Origin of the sequence: Solibacillus kalamii, assembly GCF_002174535.1 — a bacterium.
Classification (GTDB): domain Bacteria; phylum Bacillota; class Bacilli; order Bacillales_A; family Planococcaceae; genus Solibacillus; species Solibacillus silvestris.
Window position 1 is genome coordinate 113,710 of sequence record NZ_NHNT01000008.1, and the last position, 26,089, is coordinate 139,798.

Consider the following 26,089-nt stretch of genomic DNA (forward strand, 5'->3'; position numbering starts at 1 on the left):
TATGAAAGAATTATTTCCTGTAAAACAGGTGATGGGCTTCGTCTTTTCTTTGGTACTAACCGTAGTCGCAATGATAGTTTACTTTACAGATATGACATTCGCAGGTGGCATGACAATTCTTTTAATAACTGCCTTCATTCAGGCATTTTTACAGCTCGTTGTCTTCATGCATGCTGGTGAATCAAAAGATGGCTCAGCCATTTATACAAATATCCTGTACGGTGTCATTCTCGCAGCTATAACTATATTCGGTTCATTATTGATTCTGATTTGGGATATGTAAAAAATAAAGAAGCTTGAGACTTGTTTTCCTTGTTCTCAAGCTTTTTGAATAGATAAAAATTGTTTGTAAAGTCTATCGTTATTAAAAACTTAGGTATAAAAAATTCTCGACCTTTGCCTCTTACTAATCGAGGATTCATAAACGATTTTCAATAAAGGATCAAAGCATAAAAAAGGTCCCTTATGCCAACTCAGTTTTAGCAACATTCCCTATTGAAATGAATGATGAATAAATTATAGAGTTTTAGCCTTAGAATCCGGGTCAACGTAGTGTCCCCCTTCATTTTAAAAAATGTTGGCACCCCTCTCTTGATTTCTATTTTAAGATGTATAGTATGTATAATGGTGGTTTTTCACCGTTCTCCTTTAGATTGCCATAGCTACTGTAATTAAAGCAAAAAAGTACATCCTGATAAAATCAAGATATACTCAGATTTAATTATCGATATCCTTATGTTGAGAAAACTTGATTAGCTGTAAACGCTAAACCATACTCTCTCTTTGAATCATGAGGATCCAGACGGTATCAGTGCACAAATCTTTAATCCTTACTGATACTTTTGTTTTTCGTTTTATGCTGGAAATTCACAAAATAAATGCTTATGGCAACTAGCAGCATCCCGATAACCAGTGAATATGTCACCGTTTCTCCTAAGAATAGCACTCCGAGAAGAACAGCGACAATCGGAATGAGAAACGTATAGGAACCCACTTTGCTTGCCTCACCAGCGTTAACTAGATTGTAGTAAAGAATGTAGGCTAACGGTATGCCAATGGTCGCACCAAAGCTGAGCCCTGATAGATAATTCCGATTCCATTCGATGGCAGACCAGCTTTCAAACACCGATCCGGTACCTAAAAGAAAAACCCCGCCAATGATACATTGAAGCGCTACCATCCAATACGCATCTACTTCTTTGCTTATTTTCTTTACGTAAATTACTCCGAACGCCCAGCTTACAGCAGTTAGTAACCCGAGCGTAACGCCGATTGCTGAAACATGGACTGTCAGACCATCCACACTAACGACCGCTACCCCCACAAATCCTAGAAACAATCCGAGGATTTTGACTGGTGATAAAGATTCACCGAGTAATAGCCAAGCGAAAAGACCAAGTAAAATCGGTTGAAAATAGACAAGAACGGAAAACAAGCCACTCGGTAAATAGAGCAATCCTGCCGTCTGAAGTCCGAAAAACAGAATGGTATTAAAAAAAGCCCCAATACAATACTTTTTCCAGTTTTCCCGCCAATTGACTCTTTTCCTAGTCTTCCAAATAATAACTGTCAGCAGGATGCCTCCTAAAAGCGCACGTTGCCCAGCATAAAGCAATGGCGGTGAGTAGGGTACCGCTAATTTATTGATTGGCCAGCTCGCGCCCCAAATTAAGATGAGGGCAATAAGTGCAGCAGTTGATTTTTTAAACACGATCTAAATCCCCTTTCATCGGCAAAAAGCATGTCCCTAGAATCACTGCAAAGTTCAAAGAGACGATGCACGGTTGCATCGCCTCACATTAGTAAGAGTATTTCCACACCCTACCTTTACAATCTATCTTACTATGAAAGTATGATTCCAAATACGTCTATAACACACTGAATGCTTCATCCTTTATATCACTGATGAACATATGTCCTGGTGAATGAGTAATCATAATCGAAGGCTTACTTTCCATCGCAACAGCTTGTGGAGTCACACCACAAGCCCAAAATACCGGAACCTCCCCTGGTTTGAATGGGACAGCATCTCCAAAATCAGGTTTTGAAATATCCTTGATGCCAATTTGACCAGGATCCCCAATATGTATTGGCGCACCGTGAACTGCCGGGAAACGTGACGTAATCTGGACAGCACGGATTGCATCCTCTGGCGTCATTGGCCGCATACTAACGACTGTCGGCCCCTCGAACATGCCTGCTTTATTACACAAAATGTTCGTTTTGTACATCGGAACATTACAGTTTTCCTCGATATGTCTAATCGGAATACCGCTCGCAAGAAGTGGGGTTTCAAATGTAAAGCTACAACCTATCAAGAAGCCAACCATATCGTCTTCCCAATACTCCGTTATGTCTGCCACTTCTTCTGTAAACACACCATCTCGGTAAATACGATATTTCGGGATGTCTTTACGGATATCTGCATTTTCGGCAATCATAGCAGGAATATATGAACCAGGCTCCGTCACGTCCAGTAAAGGGCAGGACTTCGGATTCCGATGACAGAAAAGCAAAAAGTCAAAGGCATGTTCCTTTTTTAAAATAACCAAGTTCGCTTGTGTATTACCTTTTGACATTCCTGCAGTCGGTCCAGTAATCTCTTGTTTTCTTATCAACTCTCTTATTTCTTCCGGCTCTAACTTTTCATAGTTCACCATAAAGCCCCTCCCGAATTTGTCTTCTTATTACCTTATTTAAAAACCAATGGTACTTGTTCAATCAAAGTCACTACACTTAAAATACCCATGATTACCACGACAAAAGCGCCCGTAACCGTCAACCATATCGGATGTTTATACGTACCAACAATATTTTTCTTATGCGCAGCAATTAATAATGTACCTAAACCAATTGGTAAAATAAAGGCATTCAACGCTCCTACAATAAGCAAGATTGTTACCGGCTTTCCTACAAAAGCAAATGTTACTGTTGAAATAACGATAAACGCAATGATAACCCAATTTTGGAATTTCTCAATGAGAGGGTGAAACGTTCGGATAAATGAAACCGACGTATATGCAGCTCCTACAACAGATGTTACCGCCGCAGCCCACATAATGACACCAAACATACGATAACCAATGTCACCTGCAGCTAGCTGGAATACAGAAGCTGGTGGATTCGCTGGATCGATCGCTAGTCCTTTTGATACTACTCCAAGTACGGCCAAGAATAATGCCACACGCATAACACCTGTAACAAGAATCCCTGTAACAGAGCTTTTCGTAACTTCCGGCAAGGATTCAACACCTTTAATACCTGCGTCTAATAGACGGTGTCCGCCTGCAAACGTAATATATCCCCCTACCGTTCCACCAACAAGCGTTACAATAGCGAATATACTGATCTGCTCCGGTTTAAACGTATTCACAATCGCCTCTCCAACCGGCGGTGATGTAGTAAATGCCACGTACAGCATGAGGAGAATCATTACAATCCCTGCAATTTGTGCGAATTTATCCATCGCTTTCCCTGCTTCTTTCACAACAAATATAAAGATTGCTAAAATCGCACTAACAACAGCACCTGTAATCGGATCCCAGCCAAGCATGGCATTCAGACCCAAGCCTGCACCAGCTACGTTCCCGATATTAAATGCCAAACCGCCAATTACGATAAGTATTGCCAAAACAACGCCCAGTCCAGGTAACACCTTGTTGGCAATTTCTTGTCCACGCAATCCGGAAACGGCAATGATTCTCCAAATATTCATTTGTGAAAAGATGTCTAGTAATAATGAAATTAAAATAACAAAGGCAAAGCTTGCAGCTAATTGCTGTGTAAATACAGTAGTTTGTGTCAAAAAGCCCGGTCCAATCGATGATGTGGCCATTAAAAAGGCAGCTCCAAGTAAAACACTTCTACTTACCTTCTTTTTCCCCGTAACGTTGACATCTTTTTGTGTTGCATCAGTTTTAGGATTTTTCATTTTGAACCTCCAACTTACAGATTGCATCTACAGTAATATTGTTCTTAATCAGTGTTTCGTTTATATATTTTGCAAAGGCTAGTGCATGTGCACCATCACCGTGAATACAAATCGTATCTGCACGCAGCGGAACTTCTGTTTTTTGCTCAGAAACTACGATTCCTTTTGTCACCATTTTCACTATTTGCGCAACAGATTGCTCTTGATCTGTAATCATCGCATTCTTTTGTGATCGAGAAGTCAAAGACCCGTCTGCTTGATACGTCCGATCTGCAAATACTTCGTGTGCCGTTCGTAAACCAATCTTCTCTCCGGCCTTCGTCAATTCACTGCCGGAAAGTCCAAATAATATCAATGATGGGGATACATCATATACTGCTTGTGCAATCGCTTCGGCAAGTTTTGGATCCTTTGCCGCCATATTGTACAGAGCACCATGGGGTTTTACATGCTGCATTTTTTCATTAAATGTCATTAAAAATCCTTGCAATGCACCAATTTGATAGACGACCATGTCATATCCTTCTTGAGGAGTAATCGCCATTTCTCTTCGCCCGAATCCGTTCAAATCCGGCAAACCAGGATGCGCACCAATTTTGACACCATTGGAAATGGCCATCTTCACTGTTTCTCTCATCACACTCGGATCTCCGCCATGAAAACCGCAGGCAATATTTGCAGATGTAACGTATTTCAAAATTTCTTCCTGCTCCCCAAGTTTATAGCGACCAAAACTCTCCCCTAAATCACAATTCAAATCTACTTGAAACATATTTCTCCCCTCCATTGATAATCGTTTAATAATTATTAAGTATTTTCGAAGTTCCCGAATTTCGGAACAGTAGTTTTAAAACTAAAACAAATTCTAGCATAAATATTTTCGCTTGAATATATTATTTGCAAAATTATTCGAAAATTGTAAATAACGCAATATTCTTAACATACACACTTGATTTTAAATTTGAAAACAAATTATAATGTTAGCAATATCCGAATTAAAAAACATAAATACCGAAATTCGAAACCTTGAGGAGCTGTTTAGAATGGCCTATCAGAAAATTAATGCACACATAAGGCCCTTAGGGGATTCTGCGCTCGTCATTCAGTTAGGTGACGGAATCAGCCTTGCCGTCCATGAAAAAGTGAAAAACCTTTGCAATCTCTTAGAAAAAGAACCGTTTACAGGATTGATTGAATCTGTGCCGTCTTATAATAGCTTGACCATTTATTACAATCCTGTTGCCGTCTTTTTATCCAACACGGATAAAGACTCATCAAGTCCCTATAACAAAGTAAGTGCAATTATTTTATCGCTACTGGATAAATTAGGAACAAGTGAAACATCGGAACAACGGCTAATAACAATACCAGTCGTGTATGGAGGAGAGTTTGGTCCGGATTTGGAATATGTCGCAAATTATCACGGACTTTCTGTTGAAGATGTGATTCAAATTCATTCGTCAAATGAGTACTTAGTTTATATGATTGGCTTTGCCCCTGGGTTTCCGTTTATGGGCGGGATGGATGAAAGAATTGCAACACCACGTAAGGATTCCCCACGTCTAGCAATAGTACCGGGATCTGTAGGAATTGCTGGTAAACAAACAGGCATATACCCGTTGGAAACTCCCGGAGGATGGCAAATTATCGGCAGGACTCCGCTTGATTTGTTTCTTCCGGAACTTTCACCGCCAACTCTGTTACAGGCCGGAGATAGAATCCGCTATGTACCGATAACGCTTGAAGAGTATGCTGTCTATAAGGAGATGAAACAATGAGCATTAAAGTACTTCATCCTGGATTATTGACTACGATTCAAGATTTAGGGAGATTCGGTTCACAAAAATTTGGAGTCATCGTAAGTGGTGCAATGGATCCGATTTCTCTCAGGATTGCAAATTTACTTGTCGGAAATGACGAAGGCGAAGGTGCACTTGAAATTACACTTTTAGGGACAGCGCTCCAATTTGACACGGATGAGTTGGTTGCCATTACAGGTGGAGACCTGCAGCCTACAATTGACGGAGAAAAAGCTCCAATGTGGAGGCCTGTGCTGATTCGTAAAGGATCTGTTTTAAAATTCAAGTCAGCAATTAATGGGTGCAGAGCATACGTGGCATTTGCTGGCGGAATCGTGGTCCCGGAAGTTATGGGGAGTAAAAGCACTTATTTGCGCGCAGCTATTGGAGGACTTCAAGGCAGAGCATTACAAAAAGGAGATGTATTGGACAGCGGAGACTTCAATCCACTCAGTTGGGCATTTGTTCATCAGCTTGAAAAAATGACGACTCACTTTAATTGGTCTGTCGACTATACAGAGTTTATAACATTTGATAAAACACAAACGATCAGGGTTTTACATGGTGCTGAGTTCGAGCGTTTCGATCTTGAAAGTAAACAAGCGTTCTACTCAAAGCCCTATAAATTAACGACGCAAGCTGATCGAATGGGCTATCGGTTGGATGGCGAACCACTCAGCCTTTCCAAGAAATTTGAATTGTTATCGGAAGGCGTTACGTACGGTACGATTCAAGTGCCTTCAAACGGCCAGCCAATTATTCTGATGGTTGATCGTCAAACGACAGGTGGATATCCAAAAATCGGTCAAGTCATTTCTGTTGATCTCCCTTGTTTAGCACAGATGCAGCCAAACACGAACATTCAGTTCAAGAAGTTTTCCCTTGAACAAGCAGAAGTAGAATTAATCAAACAAGAGCAGCTGCTGCGTAAATTAGCAATGGGTATTCAGTTTAAAGCACTTCATGAATAAGAGCACATGAAAATGGAAAATTAATAGCAGTTACGGAAATGATTGAAAATTGATACATAACCGTATTTAGAAGCAAAACGAGGCGATCTTACATCCAATTGATACAGAGACCGCCTCGTTTATGTTATTTGCTATAGCCTAATTGCATTGAAATATCCTCAGCAACTTTTTTTACCTTCTTTGCATAAATCTCAATGTTCTCATCCTGATAATTCGCTTCGATCCCTGCGATACTTATTCCCGCAATAACTTCTCCGTTGTGATTAAAAATCGGAGCAGCAATGGCAGCTGTATGGTTTTCCAATTCAGAATGACTGATTGTATATCCATCGATTCTCGCTTGTTTAATCGTTTCATAAATTTTATCTTTTTCAGTAATTGTACCGTTTGCAAACGATTTTGGATTGATCGATTCGAGATATGTCTCCACTTCTGAATCCGGTAAAAAGGACAAGATTGCACGTGAACAGGCACCGGCATAAAGCGGACTTTTCCTTCCGATTGACGTATACAAACGCACCTTTTGTTTTGTGTCTATTTTCTCAATATAGATGGCTTCATCTCCATCTTTAACAATTAAGTTAATGGCTTCCTTCACATCATTATGTAATTCATGCATAAATGGATAAGCAACCTTACGTAAATCTATCCTGCCTAAAACCAGCTGACCGAATTTGAGAAACAAAAGTCCAAGTCGGTATTTCGAATCGCTTCCTTTTTCCAAGAACTCCATTTCCTCTAATGACCTGAGCATTCGATAGACCGAAGATTTCGGAATCCCCGATAGATCAATAATTTCTTGAAAGGTTAATTCCGTATTCTCTATAAATAAATTTAATATATCCATCGAACGGACAACCGTTTTATTTTTGTTGTTCATTAATTACAGTCTGCTCCTTCCCATTCACCACTTTACATTTAGATATTCCTACCGTTTGTATTTGCGAACCCTACTGCTCCACTCGTTAAGGTATTCATAAGTTCCTTCTTTTTAGCTTCCATCCAACTTTTAAATTTAACATACTTAGACTCTCCCGTATGGATTACTTCATTAAAATCCATTGAATACACTTCCTGACTTCATATAAGTATTATACCCAGATTAGAAGATAAAACGGAAACTATAGTAGGTGCACATTTAATAAAAACCTCATTTACTTATGGGAACGGTTCTCTGCGACTATTTGCTGGATCTCCATACATTTAAATAAAACAGGTACGTGTAGTAGGTAAAATAAAGCAGTAGAGAATACAATTCCATTACTATTCTATTACTAGTTTTGTAAAAAATCGTAAGGAAAAAGAGCGAATTTCGTTTATATAATCTTTATTAAGCTATACATAGATCTATATATTCTATTAACATTCCTTTTCTAAAATAAATTTGAATCATATTTTAGATAGGAGATGGAGAATTGAGCAAAAAAATATTAGTGGGAACAGGTATGGCCTTATCGTTATTATTAAGCCCGTTCAGTCAATCATTTGCAGAACAACCAACAGTAGGTGAAAGAAAACAAGTGAGTAATGTAGCACACCGTGGCGCAACAGCTTATACACCTGAAAATACGATTGCCGCTTTTGATCTAGCAGTTGATATGAAAGCCGATTATATTGAAATCGATGTTCAAAGAAGTAAAGATGGTGAATTAGTATTGATTCATGATACCACGGTAGATCGTACAACAGATGGAACGGGAAAAGTTGGAGATTTAACATTGGAACAGCTTAGAAGTCTTGATGCAGGTAGTTGGAAAGGAGAACAATTTGCAGGAGAACCAATCCCAACATTTGAAGAAATTCTAGATCATTACCATGGGAAAATTGGAATTTTAATAGAATTAAAGGCTCCAGAGCTTTACCCTGGTATTGAAGAACAAGTAGCAGCAGCATTAATAGAACGAAATCTCCATAAACCACAAAATGAAAAAATCATTATTCAATCTTTTAACTTTGAATCAATAAAAAAAATGGATCAGCTTCTTCCTAAAGTTCCAATCGGTGTATTAACTTCTAACCGAGCAGATACAACCTTAGAAGCTTTACAGGAATTTTCAACTTATGCGGATTGGTTTAACCCAAGTTATGGAATTGTGACGGAAGAATTAGTGAATCAAGTTCACTCTCTTGGAATGCAAATTGGTTCGTGGACGGTTCGTAGTCAAGAAGCAGCAGACTTCCTATTCGAAATGGGCGTTGACGCAATCATTTCTGATTATCCGGATTATGTAGATCCTAGAAACTAATATTCCTGAAAAATAGTTTAAGAAAAGGAGTAGTTGCTACTCCTTTTTTGTTTGGATTTTTTGTTTGTTTTTAGATTAAATTTTATACAAATAAGCCCGATTCCGCCCAATTTGCTACACTAATTTGGATACATACTATAAGGGCTAGTAGACTTAAAAATTTCAGAGGGCGCTTTAGATGATTTTATATGAATTCGTATGTAATTTCCGCCTTCTTGTACTTCTCCTGAAAGCGGTGAGACTCATCCTTGTCATAGAAAAATGCAACTTCACGGTGATTGTAGATGGCTTTTGCCACTTTCTCAAACGGCTCTTGTTTCCCTTCAAAATACGTCGGCATTATTGTTGATATACGCTCATAGCAAACCTTCCCTAACTCCAGCGTTCGTTTCTGATTCACTTTGTACCATCCTTTAAATACATATTCAAACCCACCAAATTCACTTCGGACATGAGCAAATAACGCAATTTCTTGTCTTAGCTCATACAGTCGTTTCTTCATATAGGCCGTATTAAATTCTGAGTCGGTATGATACTCTGTGAAGAATTGCTCGTCCGCGTTTAGTTCATTATCCCAACTGGCATTCGGATAAAATTTTAACGCTTTGATATCGATGGCCTCTTGAAACTTATGTTTGGCCCCACTTCCTTGCAATCCTTTATACCCCGCCCCAAAACAGTTACAGCAATCTTTTACAGTTTTGAAGGCAATGTGCTCCGTTGCATCTAGATAACCTCTTTGAACATAAGTCATTGGATTGTACTCCTGTTCAACATCCCACACCTTATAATCCGTTGTTTCAAACCGTTGACGAATATGTAAAACTACTGAGTCGATTCTTTCATTCATTTCCTGCAAATCATTGATCACTTTTATACGAATGATCTCACATTCAATCGCTTGTACGATATCATGTTGACGCATAGAATCACTCAGTACCATTTCTTCTGATAAATGATAGGGCTCATCAATTTCAATAATCATATTGATTTGTGGAAAATAGATATCTGCCAGCGCGTATGTTTTTGTTTCTACATCGCGGACGATATATTGCTGAGTAATCATTTTCACATCCGGGTTATTCAGCAAATGCCATATCCGTGATACTACATAGTTTTCGTCATTCTTCTTATTTGTTTTGGATAATTGTTTTTTAATAAAGTTGTATTTTTTCATTGATAACTCCATTTTGCATGTCATTATAAGAAATATACACGATTTGTTACAATATGGGAAACTGCCTCTATAAGCTAAAATACTGTTGCATCACTGGTGTAACTTCTCTGTATAAATTACTGCATAAATATTATTCAATCAGAAAAAGCTCTAAACGCTGATATCACAGCAATTAGAGCTTTTTGTAATGTGTATATATTAATCTAAGGCATTTCGTTATAACTAACTAAAGTCTAGGACACTTCCCTATTCGAAAGATGTTTAAAATACATAGATTCCGATTGTTTCAACTTTTTTCGTCGAATCCATGCAACAATCACGACAAGAATTAAAGCAAACCCTAAATAGCCCATCGTTGAGTAAACTTTCCCTACTAAACTTGTGAAGCCAACTAGGCTTGCAGCAAATCCTGCCAAGCCAACGACGATAACAGCCGGCTTGAATGACTTTGATTCCGGTGCAAAGAAGCGTACGGTAAAGGCATAGAACATACCGACTGCCGTATTGTACATCATCCCTAACAGTGCGATTGACATGAGAACACCTACCGCTGGATGAATTTGATTGGCCAGCTCTAATGTTGGCATATCTACCCCTGCCACCACGTCGATTTTTACGAACATCGCGACATTAATCAGAATAATTAATAGACCTAGCATAATCCCGCCAAAAATACCGCCGCGCCCTGCTACTTTACTATCTTTTTCTGTACCACCCATGACGATTAACAGCGCAGCACCAGCCGCGATATTATAAGAAACATACAATAATGCGCCAATAAACCAATTTCCTGCCGCTGCCGGCTGCTCCTTCGCTAAGTTATCTGCTTGTGACCATGAAAGATCCATCGTAAAGATTGAATAGATTAATATAACAAAGATAACCCCCATTAAATACGGAGTTACACTCGCAATTATATTAATAATGTTTTTAACATTTAATAATAATGTCGCAATCGTTAAACCAACCATGATAATGCTGCCAACCATTGGATCAATGCCAAACATTTGATTGAATGTAGAGCCAGAACCTGCAAACATCACGACCGCTACTCCAAATAAGAAGAACGTAATCAGGAAGTCTAAAATGAAGCCTAAATAACGACCACTAATTTGATAAATAACCCCTTTATGGGAATTAACCTGCATTTCCGAGCCTAGCTGTGCTAACGTCATCCCTAAAAAGGCAAAGGCTAATGAAGCGAGTATTCCCCCAACTAGCCCCAGCGTACCGAAACTTGTAAAATACTGCATAATTTCCTGACCAGAGGCAAAGCCCGCGCCGATTATTAAACCGACGAAAGCACCTCCTATTTGTAAACTTCTTTTCATAATGCACCTTCTTATTGTTTGAATTTTCTGATAAAATAGTCCATAAATTTCCTTAAGCACAAACATTCATGCTTAAGGAGTTGTTTTTATTAGTTATATGTTTTCTTTTCGACCGTATAAGATTCCACTGTTTCACGATTAATCGCATAGCCGATGCCAGCAGTTTGCGGCACCTGGATATAGCCATTTTCTGCTACTACCTCAGGCTCGATAATATCCTTTTCCCAGTAGCGATTCGAGCTCGCTGTATCACCTGGAAGAATAAAGTTCGATAAAGTTGTCAGTGCTACATTATGTGCACGCCCTATACCCGACTCCAGCATGCCGCCACACCATACCGGAATGCCCTTTGATTCGCAATAGTCATGAATTTTCTTGGCTTCTGTTAAACCACCGACACGACCGATTTTAATATTAATAATTTTTGTCGCACCGATTTCGATTGCTTTACGTGCGTCCTCTAATGAATGAATGCTCTCATCCAAACAAATCGGGGTTGTCATTTGTTTTTGCAGTGTTGCATGATCGATAATATCATCCGAAGCTAACGGCTGTTCCACCATTGTTAAGTTAAATTCATCGAGCTGCTTTAATAGTGGCGCATCTTCTAGACGGTAAGCAGAGTTGGCATCTGCCATAATCGCCACATCCGGGAATTTTTCACGTAGTGTACGCATCACTTCTACATCCCAGCCTGGCTTGATTTTTACTTTGATGCGCTTGTAACCGTCACGCACATATTCATCTACTAAAGCGACTAAATCATCGATCGAATTTTGGATCCCAATACTAATTCCTACCTCGATTTGATTCTTTGTACCGCCAAGGGCAGCTGCTAGTGTTTGATTCGTTTGCTGGGCATAAATATCCCAAATTGCGCCTTCAATTGTTGATTTCGCCATATTATTTTTACGGATTGGCTCAAAAATAGCACTTACTTCATCTGGATGGCTGATCTCTTTATTTAAGATTAACGGAATCAAATAATCTTCCAGCATATGCCAGTTCGTTTTTAACGTTTCTTCGTTATACCATGGTGAGTGGAAAGCTACAGATTCACCCCAGCCAATTGTACCTTGTTCATCTTTTGCTTCAAGTAATAAAAAATCTCTATTTGTGAAGGTACCAAAACTTGTTGTGAAAGGTGCCTTTAGCTTCATTTGTAAATGCCTAATTGTAATTTCGGTAATTTTCATGAGTGCTGCCTCCAAGTGCTAATGTGTCTTTTCGTACAAAAATATATTCATTCCACGCTTCCTGCTGCTGCAGGCGAACAGCTACGTAGCCGGCAGCAAATAATGCCTGGCAAGTTTCTCGCACAGCTAATCGCCAGTGCATCGCATGCAGCTGACTTGACGCCTTTAATTGTTGGAACTCTTTTGGAACAGGTAATGTATAAACAGGCTTCGTGAAATCTACTTTATGAAACTTGATCCTGCATAAATTGTCCTGCTCCCAAACCATTTCGCCAAGCGGTTCCGGATTTTCGATATCAGGTTGGATAGACTGCGCTACATAATCAGACGTTAAATGCCAATGCACCTCAAAACGATCTGATGGTAACCCTTTATTAAAGCCATCCTGCATTTCGCCGTAGCAGTTTTCCAGGTACGTATCACAAATGCCGTTCAGCTTCGTTAAATTTAAGTACCCATTGCGTGTTTCCAGTGGATCAAATGTCCATACCATCAGGTCATAGCCTTTTTGAATGGCGATTTCTCGCTGCGCTTCTTTCAACTTTTCGCCAACTTTTTGAGAACGATAGGCTTCATCAATGCCAAGCATATGCGAGCATAAATAGGTTTTGCCATTGTTGAGTGCCGCAAAGCCGTAGCTAAAGCCGATTAGTTTTTCGCCTTCATAGGCCCCTACCATAATGCCACCATGCTTGACCGCTGTTAATGTTTGATGTGTCGGCAGAGGGGATGTTTTCCATATTTGCTGCTCCAGCACTTGCACCTGCTGCATTTCTCCTAGTGTCGTTAGTTCTTTTATTAAAATCATATCTGATCGCTTCTTTCTAAATACTGTAACGCGCCAAGTAATGCCCGTTTAATTATTTCTACTCCTGTCTCAAGCTGATTTTGATTAAAGGTCATTTGCGGATGATGTAAACCCGGTGTGACGCCACAGCCTAAGCCGAGCATCGTCGTTTTTAAATGCGGCTTCGTATACGCATAAAAATGAAAATCCTCGCCTCCCGGTGTCACGATATCCTGTGCGCAATACGCGGTTCCTACTGTTTCAATAATCGCCTGTCGCATAATGGCTTTTGCTTCATCATCGACCTGTGCTGCCGCAATATGAGCACCAATCGTTGTCGTAATGGCTGCTCCGTACAATGCACTGACAGCATCAATGGCCTTTTGTAAGCCCCTTGTGAGTGCATCCATTGTGTCATTCGTCTGTGCACGCACATCTAAACTAAATGTCGCGGTGCCTGGAATGATATTTGTCGATACACCGCCTGCTTGAATTTGTGTCATTTTTATCGAGGCGCTTTCCTCAGGTTTGATCCATATTCGTTTTAGCGCATCTACTAGTGCGGCTGCTACTTCAATTACGTTTATTCCCTGCTCTGGTCTTGCGCCATGTGCTTCGATCCCAGTAATGGTGCCGTTAATGAGTTTGGCTGCCCCATGATAGAGCGCTGGTGCATGATAACCTTCTGCCAGTTCCACAAGCGGACGTACATGGGTGCCAAATAAAAACTGCAACGGATCGACTATGCCGCGCTCCGCAATCGCCTTCGCACCAGCTGCCTTTTCCTCTGCTGGTTGGAATATAATCCGTACCGCACTCGATAGATTCATTTTTTGAAGGGCAAATGCTACACCGAGAGCAATCGTCATATGTCCATCATGCCCACAGGAGTGATTGGCCTTAAAGACTCCATCCACTTCCTGCCATAAGGCGTCGATATCTGTGCGGAAGCCGACTTTCGGAATACCTGGACCAATATCTACATACAAGCCCGTCATTCCTTCGAATAATACCGGTGTCAGTCTTGCTTGTGTGAGCTGCTCTGCAATAAATTGCGTCGTTTCGACCTCCTGCCAGCTTACTTCAGGATGATGATGTAAATGCTCAAATATTTCGTTTAAACTTTTCTCCATACAACTCAACTCCATCGATCTGCTAAAAAACTATTTTGAAAATCATCAAACTTTTCGCGTTGTTGCTCATAATACGCCTGATCATGCGACACCATGCCCACGACGAGTGTATTCATAAAAGCAATCAGTGCCGGCATCATATCAATCGTCGAAAGTTCCGTTTGCTGTAACACAAAGGTAGTATCTGCATAAGGGATAATCGGTGCCACATTTGAATCCGTCATCGCCACCGTATAGGCCCCCTGCTCATGAAACATTTTCGCTAAGGCAATCGATTCCTTATAATAACGATGCAACGATACGACGATGACCAATGCATCCTCATCCATCTCCTGCAATGTGCGGATCAGCGCACCTGTATGTGACTCAACGACTTGTACATTCGGACGTAAAATATTTAATGTGAACTTCAGCCACTGTCCTGCAAATTGTGAAGCACCCGCACCGATTAAATAGATCGTCGATGCTTGATGCATGCGTCTTGTAACATCTTGGAATTGGTCAGGGTCGATTTGCTGGGCAATATTGATAATTTGATGACTTACCTGTCCCATGACCTTTTCTGCAAGCTGTGGCTCATGAAATAATGCTTCCTTTGATGCCACATAATTGCCTAGCGTACTATTCGTATTCTTTCCAAAAACGAACATCGTGACTTCCTTTTGGAGCTGTGCATAGCCCGCCAAGCCAATCGCGTAGCAAAACCGGATTACCGTTGTTTCACTTGTGCCTGCACCAATACCTACTTCACTAGCTGAATGCACCCCAACATAAGTGGGATTTTTCAGGACAAATTGAGCTACCTTTTTCTGCGCTTTCGAAAGCTGATCAAAATGCGCTTCAATCCGCTCGGTAATCGTGGTTGCTTTAATACCCAAAAAGAAGTCACTCCTTCACGATTCTTTTTTTGAAGTTTATACTTCAAACGTTGAATAGTAATTTAACATACTCATTGGTAAAACGCAATAAGTTTTCTGAAAGTTCTAACTAATAAATCTACTTCTTTGTCGATTCAATGAAAATGATTAGCTTGAGCATCTAAAATAAAAGCATATAATGAAGACATAAAGGGGGGTATCTTTGATGAGGTTTAATCTAATCTTTCAACAATTTGCAGCAATAACCGAGGCAATCAAAGCATTTCCACTAGCTACTGTGCTCTTAGTCGTCTTATTCTTCGTGAATGTAGCAGAAATTAGCGGTACTGTGGCAAATTACGAAAAATGGCTGGCAACGCTTGTTGTTGCTGTATTTGCTGCTTCTGTAGCTGACTTATTTGCCAAACATGTCATAACGTATAGCATCGCAATTTTTTTTACAGGGCTTTTCTTCTGGATTAGCAGCTCCAATGATCTTGTATTAGCGATCCAAACAGGCGTTGTTATCAGTGCGCTCATGATGGGCTTTATATGGTGCGGAAAGGAAAACTTCAGTGCTCGTTTTTTCCATATTTTCAAAAGCATACTCATCACAGCCTTCTTCTCCATTATCATCTTTGTTGGATTAATGCTCATCTATGCAGCGATCAATTATTTACTGTTTTCGATTAATTCAAATATCATTGAGTATATCGCGGCTATTATATTTGGTTTGTTTACGCCATTATTCTTCCTGTCCCTGACAATGAAGAAAGAGGAACCTGCCCATATTCTTGAGGTGTTGCTTTCGTACGTAATTGTACCACTGACAATGGTGTATGCTGTGATTTTAGTAATTTATATCGCACTGCATTTCACCGATTGGTCAGAAAATTTACTCGAACCATTATTAGTGTATTTCGCGTCAACTGTACTCGTCGTCTACTTTTTAAGCTACCGACTTAATAATGGGTTAACGAAATGGTTCCGACTTATTTTCCCGAAAGTATTACTTATCATTGTGCTTTATCAGCTCGTTGTCTCCATCATGAAAATCGGAGAGACTGGCATTACACATGGCCGATATTTTGTTATTTTATTCGGTCTATTTGCCATCATCATCGCACTGATCCTGACATTTATTCCAAAAAAGCAATGGCTTGTTGCACCGATTTTTATCGGGTTTAGTTTACTTTCTGTCATCCCGCCTGTTGATGCTTTTACGATTAGTAAAAACAATCAGGAAAATCTACTACAGGAGCGTTTACAATCGCTCAATATGTACGATGGAGAAGTTCAGCCGAATCCGGAAATTTCTAATGAGGATAAACAATTCATTACGGAGAAATTTGATTATTTACAGCGTATGGATTATGACATTGCGTGGCTGCCGGATCAACGTTTTGAAAAAATCTTTGGTTTCTCGCCACAGTATAAAGATTATATGAATGAAGTCTATTATACTGTTAACTTAAATGGAGATGAACCGATTATCACTTCAATTGATCATTACGATTATTTTGTTCAAGTATCCGCTTCACAAAATCCACCGCACAGACGCTTTGAGTTAACAAACAATATGCAGCTCCGTTTACAGAAGGATCAGCTCGTGTTAATGAAAGACGAGCAAGAGCTTTTAGCATGGTCGTTGGAGGAACTAGACACCCTCTTTACAAGTAATTACAGCGAATTATCTGTAGAGGAATCTACTTTAACCGCAGAAAACGACCGCGCGAAGCTGCAAATCATCGTACAATATGCTCAATCCCATCGCAATCAACGCTATGCGGAGTTATATGTTTTTGTGCAGGTGAAGGAATAAGGAATGAATGGAACAGCCCTTGACATGTGAATTGTCGGGGGTTGTTTTTGGTAAGAGGTGAAAAAAAGAAAGCATAAAGAACGCACAATTCCTATTTCAAGAATTGCGACCGATTGTGGAATATCGTTTTTCAACAAAAGACTCCTTTAGTCATTAAGAATTAATAGAATTAAACCTTCTTCCAATAAAGTTAGCAGGTACGGGGGTGAGTTCTAATTCTCTTGACCAAATAGAGAGTTGACCAATGTGATGAATTTCATGGGCAATTATATGGTGTAATATTTCCTCAACGGTATATTTATTTTCATCCCAAGGTACATATACAACTTTATTTTTAAATTCATCTATATCTTTACTTAGAAATTCTGCTATTTCATTTCGCAATCTATCAGAAAGAGCTTTAACCTTTTCAGGCGTATCATAATCAGCAAATTCAACTACTATGTCTTCTTTGCCTTGAATACCACGAAACCAACTGTATTCAACATCAATAATGTGAAAAAGAGTATATAATATACTCCCTACTCCACCAGTTCTTTCCTTTTTCAATTCCTCAATCGATAGCTGGTAACACCAATCAAACCATTCGTCTCTTACCTGCCAGTTATATTCAAAAAAATTTAACAATGTGATCACTCCAATATAATTGTTTTAACTATAAGAGTTAGCTTCTGGTCACTAAAATTCCTCTATATTTTTTTAGTAATTTGCTAAACGTTTCTTATCAAAGAAACTAATTGATCACCGTTACAATGTGTAAATAAAGTAGACCATCTAATCATTATTCAACTAAAGCGCCGATTGTGGAATAACGAATGCTATTAGTCGATAAAACGCAATTACTTTTGATATGGTTCTGCGTAATGTGACTAAGTGGTTTAATCTTCAATTAAATCACCTAAAACAAAAGTAGAATAGCTGTAATTACAATAGAAAAAATTAAGTTAATAAAAGTAAATCCCTTGCATGTAGCCACAAGGGATCTGCTATTATTTATATTATTACAACACCCATTTATCTTTCGCAAATAATATACGGCCTACTGTTAGAATTACTAACGCTAACGCTATGTTAACTCCAAGTGTTAGAAATACATGCTCGATATCAATGATTCCAACAAATAATTCTTTAAAAGTAGCAAAGACATTTAAGATTGGTACTAAAAAATGTGTAGTAGTTAATTCATTTAGCCCGACACTTGTGATGAATAATGCTGGTAAAATTCCAACCATAATTATGGGTGTTCCGTAGCTTTGTGCTTCCTTTACCGTCTTCCCAAAAATACTTGTCAGCAATAGCGCTGAAGCCATCAATGCAGCGAAACTAATGATAATTAAAAGAGCGACCGTACCAATTAACCAAACATTTCCTTCCATTGTTAAGCCGGATTTTAACTGTTCTGTAAAGAAATAGATTTCAATAAACACAATTCCTAACGTTAATATACCTGTAACAGTAGCAAGTATTACAAGTGTTAACCATTTGCCTAATAAAAATGAACTGCGATTTACAGGAGTCATTAATAAAGCTTCCATCGTACGGCGTTCCTTTTCCCCTGCAATAAAATCTGCTGCTGAAGATGAAATACCTACACCTACTGCAATAACTAGCATCATTGGGATAAGGAAGCTCATCATTTGTACAGATTGATCACCTTCGATTACTTGTACCTTATTAACTGTAAAAGGTGTTAAAATTGACGTTTCTACATTTTGTTGTCCTAAACGTTCTGAAACAATTGCCTGACTATACTGTGTTAATGCCATTTCGATTGCTGACATGGCAATATAGCTATTTTCACTATATTCATCGCCTAAAATTTGAACTGTTGCCGCATTTCCAGCAGCGATTTGCTTTTCAAAGTCTCCAGTAAGAACAAGCCCAGCTACTGCTTCACCTTCTTTAATGGTAGCTTCTACATCATCAACAGCGCGAAGTTGTAAATTTTCTTTTCCATCTAGTAAACCTTTTACAAACTCTAGCTGCTCTTTTTCTGTCACGACATGAAGCTGAATATCCTCTTCAGGCGCCATCATTTTTTCATAGAAAAATACTAATGCTGACATTAAAACTAATGGTAAAAATACAGTTAAAATTAATGTGCGTTGATCTCGAAATGTATCCTTTAACTCTTTTTTGAATATATTAAGCATCTTCATTTCCTCCACGTACTAATTTACTCATGAAAATATAGTTTAAATCGCTTGAGCCTTCTTCAGCATAAAGTTGTTCAAGAGTGCCATCATAGACAAGCTCACCTTTATGAATCATTGCTACTCGGTCACATAGCATCGTTACTTCCTCTACAATATGACTAGAGAAAATAATGGTTTTCCCTTCACGTTTCAGTTGGTGCACAAGCTGACGGAAAGTATTGGATGATGTAATATCTAGTCCTGTCGTTGGTTCATCAAAGAGTACAATATCTGGATCATGTAATAATGTTCTTGCAATGGCCACTTTTTGACGCATACCTTTTGAAAAGCCTCCAATTTTGCGATCTAAATAGTCGCGCATGCCAAACATTTTCGCTAATTTTTCAATACGTACTTTTGTTTCATGCTTACCTAAACCATGGAGTGAACCAAAATACTCTAAGTTTTCACGTGTTGTTAGTCGCTCATAAAGTCCTGTTTCGCTACCAAACAGCACTCCGATACGTTTTTTCACTTCATCAGATTGCTTTACGGTATGAAAACCTGCTACTTCAACGCTACCTGAAGACGGTTCAATTAGAGTAGCGATTGCTCGTAGTAAGGTTGTTTTCCCGGCACCGTTTTCACCTAGGAGCCCAAGTACTTCACCCTCATGAACTTCTAAGGAAACTTGCTTTAAGGCAGTTATATATTGTTTTTTATTTTGAAATTGTTTTGTTACTTCTGTAATTTCAATCATTTCCGTCACCTCGTTTATTTGATGTCTTCATCGTACAAATAAATACAAGAGGTGTCTGCAATGTTGTCGCAAAAATGCCTTATTATGTCGTGAAAAGGGAGAATGGATTGTAGAACTGTCAAAATTTTACGTATAGTGTATATTTATTACGAGGTGTATAACATGAGAGTAGGATTAGTAGATGACCGAGCGATTGATTTAGATAAACTAAAGGCAATTATAGAGCCAATCGAAGAAACAAATATTGTATTTGCTACTACAAGTGCTCACCAAGCATATGAGGAAATAAAAAAGCAATCGATTGATTTACTTATTGCGGATATAGAAATGCCAGAATTATCGGGTTACGAATTAGCTGATATTATTTATACACACGCCTTACAAATTATGGTTATCTTTGTAACAGGCAATAGTGGGTACGCTGTTCATGCTTTTGAATTGAACGTACATGATTACATAATGAAGCCCTATACGAAAGAAAGACTTGTATCTTCTGTTGAAAGATTATTAGCGAAGCAACAGAAAGCCGAGTTATCAGGCCGGATTTTTATTAAGCAAAAATCTGATATTCATATCGTACAAAAAAAAGACATTATATTTATTGAACGTTCAGGTCGTGCTACAACGATCTATACAAAAAATGGTCCTGTAAAAACCTATCAAACCTTAAATGAATTAGAAGGAGAGCTAAGGGACCGTTTGTTTATAAGAGCTCATCGTTCATTTATTATCAATATCCAATACATATTAAATTTTTCGTTATACGCGAAGAATTCCTATTTGGTGTCCTTTGAAGGAATTGAAGAAAAAGCAGTTATTACAAAGGAAAACTTAGATATTATACAAAAAAACTACTTTTGAGGTGGCTATATGAAACATAAACTATTTTTTTTCATCATTTGTTGTACCCATTTTGCCCTCGCAACAGTAGGCTATCTTTCCTTATACATAAGCATTCCAATAAGCATCATTTTAACATTAGTAGCTATGAAAAGATTTACGTTAAAGATTGATTGGAGTGTAATAATTCATTTATGTATGTATGGGGTCTATGTATTAAATGGTAAGAGTGTACAAAATCTACTATTACTTTTTGGCGCATTGCTTGTGGTTATGTATAGTTCACAAAAGCAGAAAGCGCTATTTAGGACTTCAACAGTACAGTTAGAAGTAAATGAAAAGCTAGTAGAATTTAATCGTACATTTCAAGAGGTACGTAAAGAACGTCACGATTACTTAAAGCATGTATCAGCAATTGCTTATTTACTGGAAAAAGATAAGGTAGATGAAGCGAAAACCTATATGCAAGGGTTAATAAAGCGATATGAACAGACGAACTTGTCGATAAAGGGAGAGCAGGGGGCTGTAGCAGCCGTATTATATACGAACTACGAAAAGGCACGAAGCCACGACATTGCAATTAATTATTCGTTTGAAACACCTGTATCAAATTTATCCCTTTCATCTGATGAAATCGTTCAGCTAATAGGGAATATATTAGAAAATGCAATTGATGCAAGTATTGAATGGCAAACGAAGTATAACAAACAAGCTTTTATTGAATTAAGCCTTCGCAAAAAAAGCGGTCTATATCTATTAACTTGTTCAAACAATACGGTCCCCTTGCAGAAGGAAATTGCTGACCAATTGTTTGCCAAGACTGGTGTTACAACAAAACCAAATCATAATGGTTTAGGCACTTCAATTATTCAGCAAATTATAGAGCAGCATAACGGATATTTAGAATTTATAGCAGAGAAGCAAACATTTACAATTACGTGTAAAATCCCTAATGTCGTTTCATAAAAAGCTTCAATAATCTACATCTCGTAAGATAATGATAAGGTTTAGATTATTAAAGCTTGAGTTATTTAATGCTTCATATACTTATTCAAAGTTCAATTTCTCCATGTTTAAACCTCTAGTCAATATTCTTAAAGAGCAGCTTAAATATAATAATTGAAACTGCTTGAAACCGCATTTACTTATGATATGGTTCACCCTACGTAATGCTATACATGTAAATATGTATTCCACACTCTGGTCCTATAAAAGAAAAACGCGTTCTTCTTATTGAAGAATAGCGCCCAGATTGTGGAATATCGTAATTAACTAAAGCTCCCCTAATAAAATAAGAACACTGTCTTATTTTATAAAATCGAATATCTTTAAATCTACTTCATCGATGTGACCAATCTTTTGCTCTAAGTCCCATAATTGAATTTCAGATGTCTCGTTATTTTTTTGAAATGGTTGGAGTTTTTCAAGAGTAGCAAAATAGACAGGATTATACTTAATTTCATCCTTTATTACGTTTTTAACTTTTAACAAACCTTTAAATTCTATATTTAAAACTCTTTGCCCAGTTTCTTCATAAAGTTCTCTAATTGCACAGTCTTTTGGTGTTTCATTAGTTTCCCTTTGTCCAGCTGGTAATTCCCATTGATTTCTTAAAGTGTTATAACATAAAAGATATTTGTCATCACATTTTATTACCGCATAAGATCCAGCCAATCGGTGATAATTATATATTTCAGTTTCTTTTACAAAAAGAAATTCAAGAAATTGAAAACCATTATTCTTTGTAATTATCAATTGTTCCCCATCCCTAATTGAAGTTCTATTTCTTTTCCTACTAAAATGTCCCGTTAAATTTTAATATATTTCTTCTCACTCTAACCTAAATTTTAACATAATTTCATCAAGATTCTTCGTAGAAGTTATTCAATTAAATGGCCCTTTAATTGAATAAAGCACTTTTCTTACTCAAGAAAAGCGCCGATTGTTAATGGAGCTGGAAGCCTCTGACTAGGTTTTTTGGATTGCAGGAATTTCAAAGCGATTTCACTACATCTTATTTCTTTAAGGGCATAAATAAGGAAGGATTTAGCTCAACACTTTCAATTACAATAGCAGTTAAGCCTTTATCTGATTTAGTTTCATGCCATTCATCTTTTCTCCAAAACACCGCATCTCCAGATTGGACCATAAAATACTCTTCTTTATCGTTACGTACGTACCCTTCTCCTGCTATTACTAATAAAAGTTGGGGTACTACTGCTTGATGATATCCTATAACGCCACCTTCCTCTAAGTGCATCCATCCAATATTGGTTTTTTCATCTGTTTGAATAACTCGGGACATTATAAAATTTGAATTAAAATGAGAAATCTTCTTACCACTTTCTTTACTAATTTTATAAAAATCCATTATGTACCTCCAAGCATCCGGATATAGAACACTTATTCAACAATATTGAACGATAATCCTTTAATTCTTATTAAACTTAACATTGTATAAAAGATTCTTATTCAACAATCTGGCCCGATTGTTTAATAGGCATTAATAAAATCTAAACCAAGCAAACCATTGCCCCTGTTTGTTTTTAGTAACAAAAATTTGCCTATGTGAAGCATCGTATGCTGGTAAGTATTGTGGAAATAAAACTTCTACAAACCAAGAATTATTAGCTATTTCTTCTCCGCAATAATTTTTAGCCATTGCATAATAAGCATCTGGATGTGGTGACTCTGAAAGATGTGCTATGGTTTCTACTTTCCATCCTTTGTAATTTTGATTTTTATAAACCTCGGGTATGATTGTGTTCAATGCATTTAGAAGACCTTTATCTGAACTCACAGGCTCCAAATTTTGCGAGTCAGGACATTTCCCATTGCTAATCAAAAATGGTACTCCCTCATCTGTTTCAGCAAATGCTATTTGAGAATACATCAAAATCCCTAACAAATTTTTTGGCGGAATATATTCTCCTGTTGTTACATTAAAGCCAACTGCTTTCATTTCTGTCTGATTGCTATTCCAACCTATTACTAACATTAGGGAGATATTTGTCACTGTGTCTTTTCGCAGCATAAAATTGTAACCTTTTGCCCAGTCTTTACCTGGATAAATACTGCCCATTTCTAATGCTTTTTTTAGTAATTCAGGTGAATCGTATTTAATATCAGCAGCTCCTACAAACTCCTTTTGGGGATAGGGAGATGTACCTTCTGTTGTCAAATCATTTAGTCCATCAATTTCCCCATCATGGATGGTTACTAAAAAATACTTATTAGTGTCTGGCACTCCAAACGAAATATTCCAATTTTCCCTTTTACCGTTTGCTCCAATTCCCTTCCCAGGCTTATCTATATCTATATTGATTGCAACTAATAATTGAGCATTTTCATTCCATTTCAATGCTGATGGATATGCTAATTCAATAGCTTGTTTTATTGATAATTCTTGGTGTTTACTGACTTCTAATGTTTTTTCAGCTGATTGTAATGAACGAGCAGATAATTTCTCAATAGTACCTACTGAAACTAATAATATTAAGACAACAAAAACTACTTTTTTCATTTTTCTAACCCTCTTTTTAGAGGTATTCTATCCAAACCTTATCCAATTATCCTTCCTCTTTAGTTTAAGTCTAATTCATCACTATAACGATTAAGTTATGGATAAATATGTGATAACTTTTCTCTACATCTGGCCCTATAACGGAAAAACGCGATCTTCTTATTGAAGGATCGCGCCTGATTGTTGAAGATTGATTTTCTGCGTCCACAACTTAACTTGGGAATGATATTTGTATATAGATTTATGCTTCATACCGCCTCTAAAATGAATAATGATCTTTGAAGATTAGAAACCATCCTTGTACTTTACCGATGTCTTTTTTGTCTACCAAATCTACTAAAATGGCAGGACGCAAAACAAGTGTCAGACATCCTAAACTAAATGCTAGCGATAGAAACGCAATAGCAAGTACATCTGATGACATCAATGTTCCAATAAAATAGAAAATACCACTTAGCGCTAATACTGGACCTAAGATGAAAATACTGCTTTTAACAACGTTTTTCGTTTTCGCATATAATTTATCAGATACCGTTGAAAAGATTAGTGGCTCTTATGATAGTCGATCTGAAATTGTCCGGACGGCATCCATAAATACGTTAACAAATGCTTCGCGATTCACATCATGCAATACATGCACGTTTGGTTTATTGCCTGTTGAATTGTGTAGATCTACGACTGTCGCACCTGCTGTAATACCCTCTGTCGACATTTCTACATAGTAGTCTGTTCCTTTGAAAAACTCAGGATGCAGTAAATACATGATGGCAGAAACATCATGGAAACGGAGCACATCTGCGTAATGCGGCTCACTGAACGGTGTTGGTTTGGCTACGTCCAAATAGTATGTCACAAGATCATAAGCCTTTTGCGAAAATTCTGTACCGATGTCTAGAATTTTTTTCGCTTCAGTTTGTGTGACGAATGCTTTGTGCGTAACATCCAAACCGCACATGCTCATCGGTACACCTGATTGCATCACAATTTGAGCGGCATGCGGATCTACATAGGCGTTAAATTCGGCAACGGCTGTTTTATTGCCACCTTGTGCTGCGCCACCCATCCATGAAATCGTTTCAATGTTATCCTTTACTTCTGGGTGAGCGAGTAATAATGCACCGATATTTGTTAAAGGACCTGTCGCAACAATCGTTACCTTCTCCTCACTCGCTAAAATCGTTTCACGCATAGCTGCAACTGCTGGACGGACATTTGCCGGTACTTCCACTTTCGGAAACTCTACTTTTCCAAACCCAAATGCACCATGAATCTCCTCTGCTACTTCAAGCTTGCGGAACATCGGTTGCTCAAGCCCTCGTGCAATTGGAACGTCTTCTCCAATATAATTTAAAAATGCATGTGCATTGTAATTCGCCTTACTTTGCGAAATATTTCCCGATGCAGTCGTTACTAAACGAATATCAAAAATATCCTTATTGGCAAATGCTACGGTTAGCATCATTGCATCATCAATACCTGGATCTGTGTCAATAATTAACGGTCGTCTTATCATGCTGTATTCACCTAATTCTTTCATTTATAGTCTCAGTATTAGATTGCCATAACCAGTGTGTTAATTAA

25 protein-coding genes are annotated in these 26,089 nt (G+C 38.1%); 7 read left to right on the top strand and 18 right to left on the bottom strand.

The genetic code is table 11. The features are described from left to right. The first annotated feature begins 1 nt into the window (after position 1). Entirely contained in the window at positions 2-283 is a 282-nt protein-coding gene (gene qoxD, locus CBM15_RS12535; RefSeq protein WP_008405415.1) for a cytochrome aa3 quinol oxidase subunit IV, read from the top strand. A gap of 540 nt (positions 284-823) precedes the next feature. Here qoxD and CBM15_RS12540 read toward each other — a convergent pair. The 4 genes from CBM15_RS12540 to CBM15_RS12555 form a co-directional block, all read right to left on the bottom strand. Continuing rightward, positions 824-1,711: a DMT family transporter gene (locus tag CBM15_RS12540; protein ID WP_087617794.1), complete on the bottom strand. Its 888-nt coding sequence runs from the start codon at positions 1,709-1,711 to the stop codon at positions 824-826. Positions 1,712-1,868: 157 nt separating this feature from the next. Next, positions 1,869-2,660: a putative hydro-lyase gene (locus tag CBM15_RS12545; RefSeq protein ID WP_087617795.1), complete on the bottom strand. Its 792-nt coding sequence runs from the start codon at positions 2,658-2,660 to the stop codon at positions 1,869-1,871. 32 nt (positions 2,661-2,692) lie between these two features. Further along, a complete protein-coding gene (locus CBM15_RS12550; protein ID WP_087617796.1) occupies positions 2,693-3,931 on the bottom strand; it encodes an NRAMP family divalent metal transporter in 1,239 nt (412 codons plus the stop codon). After that, the gene (locus CBM15_RS12555; RefSeq protein WP_087617797.1) at positions 3,918-4,703 is read right to left on the bottom strand and encodes a LamB/YcsF family protein; all 786 of its coding nucleotides are present in this window, start codon (positions 4,701-4,703) and stop codon (positions 3,918-3,920) included. Before CBM15_RS12555 ends, CBM15_RS12550 begins: the two co-directional genes overlap by 14 nt. 271 nt (positions 4,704-4,974) lie before the next feature. Here CBM15_RS12555 and pxpB point away from each other — a divergent pair, with 271 nt between their 5' ends. Beyond that, entirely contained in the window at positions 4,975-5,709 is a 735-nt protein-coding gene (pxpB, locus tag CBM15_RS12560) for a 5-oxoprolinase subunit PxpB (RefSeq protein WP_087617798.1), read from the top strand. Further along, the gene (locus tag CBM15_RS12565; protein ID WP_087617799.1) at positions 5,706-6,701 is read left to right on the top strand and encodes a 5-oxoprolinase subunit C family protein; all 996 of its coding nucleotides are present in this window, start codon (positions 5,706-5,708) and stop codon (positions 6,699-6,701) included. The genes pxpB and CBM15_RS12565 overlap by 4 nt, the downstream gene beginning before the upstream one ends. A 124-nt stretch (positions 6,702-6,825) precedes the next feature. Here the strand turns inward: CBM15_RS12565 and CBM15_RS12570 are convergent, their stop codons facing one another. After that, on the bottom strand, positions 6,826-7,581 hold the full coding sequence (locus CBM15_RS12570; RefSeq protein ID WP_087617800.1) for an IclR family transcriptional regulator: 756 nt from the start codon (positions 7,579-7,581) through the stop codon (positions 6,826-6,828). A gap of 535 nt (positions 7,582-8,116) precedes the next feature. On the opposite strand from CBM15_RS12570, the gene CBM15_RS12575 reads away from it, so the two are divergent. Continuing rightward, positions 8,117-8,947 (top strand): glycerophosphodiester phosphodiesterase, encoded by an 831-nt coding sequence (locus CBM15_RS12575; RefSeq protein WP_087617801.1) that lies wholly within the window; start codon positions 8,117-8,119, stop codon positions 8,945-8,947. A 184-nt stretch (positions 8,948-9,131) separates the two neighbouring features. On the opposite strand, the gene CBM15_RS12580 is transcribed toward CBM15_RS12575, so the two are convergent. The 6 genes from CBM15_RS12580 to CBM15_RS12605 form a co-directional block, all read right to left on the bottom strand. Then, complete coding sequence (locus CBM15_RS12580; protein WP_087617802.1) at positions 9,132-10,124, bottom strand: AbaSI family restriction endonuclease; 993 nt, start codon at positions 10,122-10,124, stop codon at positions 9,132-9,134. Positions 10,125-10,357: 233 nt separating this feature from the next. Further along, entirely contained in the window at positions 10,358-11,455 is a 1,098-nt protein-coding gene (locus CBM15_RS12585) for a YkvI family membrane protein (protein ID WP_087617803.1), read from the bottom strand. 89 nt (positions 11,456-11,544) lie between these two features. Next, complete coding sequence (gene menC / locus CBM15_RS12590) at positions 11,545-12,651, bottom strand: o-succinylbenzoate synthase (RefSeq protein ID WP_087617804.1); 1,107 nt, start codon at positions 12,649-12,651, stop codon at positions 11,545-11,547. Further along, entirely contained in the window at positions 12,626-13,459 is an 834-nt protein-coding gene (locus CBM15_RS12595; RefSeq protein WP_087617805.1) for a GNAT family N-acetyltransferase, read from the bottom strand. The genes menC and CBM15_RS12595 overlap by 26 nt, the downstream gene beginning before the upstream one ends. After that, on the bottom strand, positions 13,456-14,571 hold the full coding sequence (locus tag CBM15_RS12600; RefSeq protein ID WP_087617806.1) for an amidohydrolase: 1,116 nt from the start codon (positions 14,569-14,571) through the stop codon (positions 13,456-13,458). The genes CBM15_RS12595 and CBM15_RS12600 overlap by 4 nt, the downstream gene beginning before the upstream one ends. A 5-nt stretch (positions 14,572-14,576) precedes the next feature. After that, positions 14,577-15,449: a MurR/RpiR family transcriptional regulator gene (locus tag CBM15_RS12605; protein WP_087617807.1), complete on the bottom strand. Its 873-nt coding sequence runs from the start codon at positions 15,447-15,449 to the stop codon at positions 14,577-14,579. A 205-nt stretch (positions 15,450-15,654) separates the two neighbouring features. Between CBM15_RS12605 and CBM15_RS12610 the strand changes: the two genes are divergently transcribed. Next, a complete protein-coding gene (locus CBM15_RS12610; RefSeq protein WP_087617808.1) occupies positions 15,655-17,250 on the top strand; it encodes a DUF4153 domain-containing protein in 1,596 nt (531 codons plus the stop codon). Positions 17,251-17,403: 153 nt separating this feature from the next. On the opposite strand, the gene CBM15_RS12615 is transcribed toward CBM15_RS12610, so the two are convergent. The 3 genes from CBM15_RS12615 to CBM15_RS12625 form a co-directional block, all read right to left on the bottom strand. Next, positions 17,404-17,877 (bottom strand): DinB family protein, encoded by a 474-nt coding sequence (locus CBM15_RS12615; protein WP_087617809.1) that lies wholly within the window; start codon positions 17,875-17,877, stop codon positions 17,404-17,406. 374 nt (positions 17,878-18,251) lie between these two features. Then, on the bottom strand, positions 18,252-19,403 hold the full coding sequence (locus CBM15_RS12620; protein WP_158100210.1) for an ABC transporter permease: 1,152 nt from the start codon (positions 19,401-19,403) through the stop codon (positions 18,252-18,254). Next, on the bottom strand, positions 19,396-20,145 hold the full coding sequence (locus CBM15_RS12625) for an ABC transporter ATP-binding protein (RefSeq protein WP_087617811.1): 750 nt from the start codon (positions 20,143-20,145) through the stop codon (positions 19,396-19,398). Before CBM15_RS12625 ends, CBM15_RS12620 begins: the two co-directional genes overlap by 8 nt. A gap of 162 nt (positions 20,146-20,307) precedes the next feature. Between CBM15_RS12625 and CBM15_RS12630 the strand changes: the two genes are divergently transcribed. After that, on the top strand, positions 20,308-21,006 hold the full coding sequence (locus CBM15_RS12630; protein WP_087617812.1) for a LytR/AlgR family response regulator transcription factor: 699 nt from the start codon (positions 20,308-20,310) through the stop codon (positions 21,004-21,006). A gap of 9 nt (positions 21,007-21,015) precedes the next feature. After that, on the top strand, positions 21,016-21,951 hold the full coding sequence (locus tag CBM15_RS12635; protein WP_087617813.1) for a sensor histidine kinase: 936 nt from the start codon (positions 21,016-21,018) through the stop codon (positions 21,949-21,951). Positions 21,952-22,290: 339 nt separating this feature from the next. On the opposite strand, the gene CBM15_RS12640 is transcribed toward CBM15_RS12635, so the two are convergent. The 4 genes from CBM15_RS12640 to CBM15_RS12660 form a co-directional block, all read right to left on the bottom strand. Next, on the bottom strand, positions 22,291-22,740 hold the full coding sequence (locus CBM15_RS12640) for an NUDIX domain-containing protein (protein ID WP_087617814.1): 450 nt from the start codon (positions 22,738-22,740) through the stop codon (positions 22,291-22,293). Positions 22,741-22,999: 259 nt separating this feature from the next. Continuing rightward, on the bottom strand, positions 23,000-23,356 hold the full coding sequence (locus tag CBM15_RS12645) for a cupin domain-containing protein (RefSeq protein ID WP_087617815.1): 357 nt from the start codon (positions 23,354-23,356) through the stop codon (positions 23,000-23,002). A 132-nt stretch (positions 23,357-23,488) separates the two neighbouring features. Beyond that, entirely contained in the window at positions 23,489-24,508 is a 1,020-nt protein-coding gene (locus CBM15_RS19565) for a hypothetical protein (RefSeq protein ID WP_239534830.1), read from the bottom strand. A 553-nt stretch (positions 24,509-25,061) separates the two neighbouring features. Beyond that, complete coding sequence (locus tag CBM15_RS12660) at positions 25,062-26,021, bottom strand: nucleoside hydrolase (RefSeq protein ID WP_239534831.1); 960 nt, start codon at positions 26,019-26,021, stop codon at positions 25,062-25,064. Between the last annotated feature and the right edge of the window lie 68 nt (positions 26,022-26,089).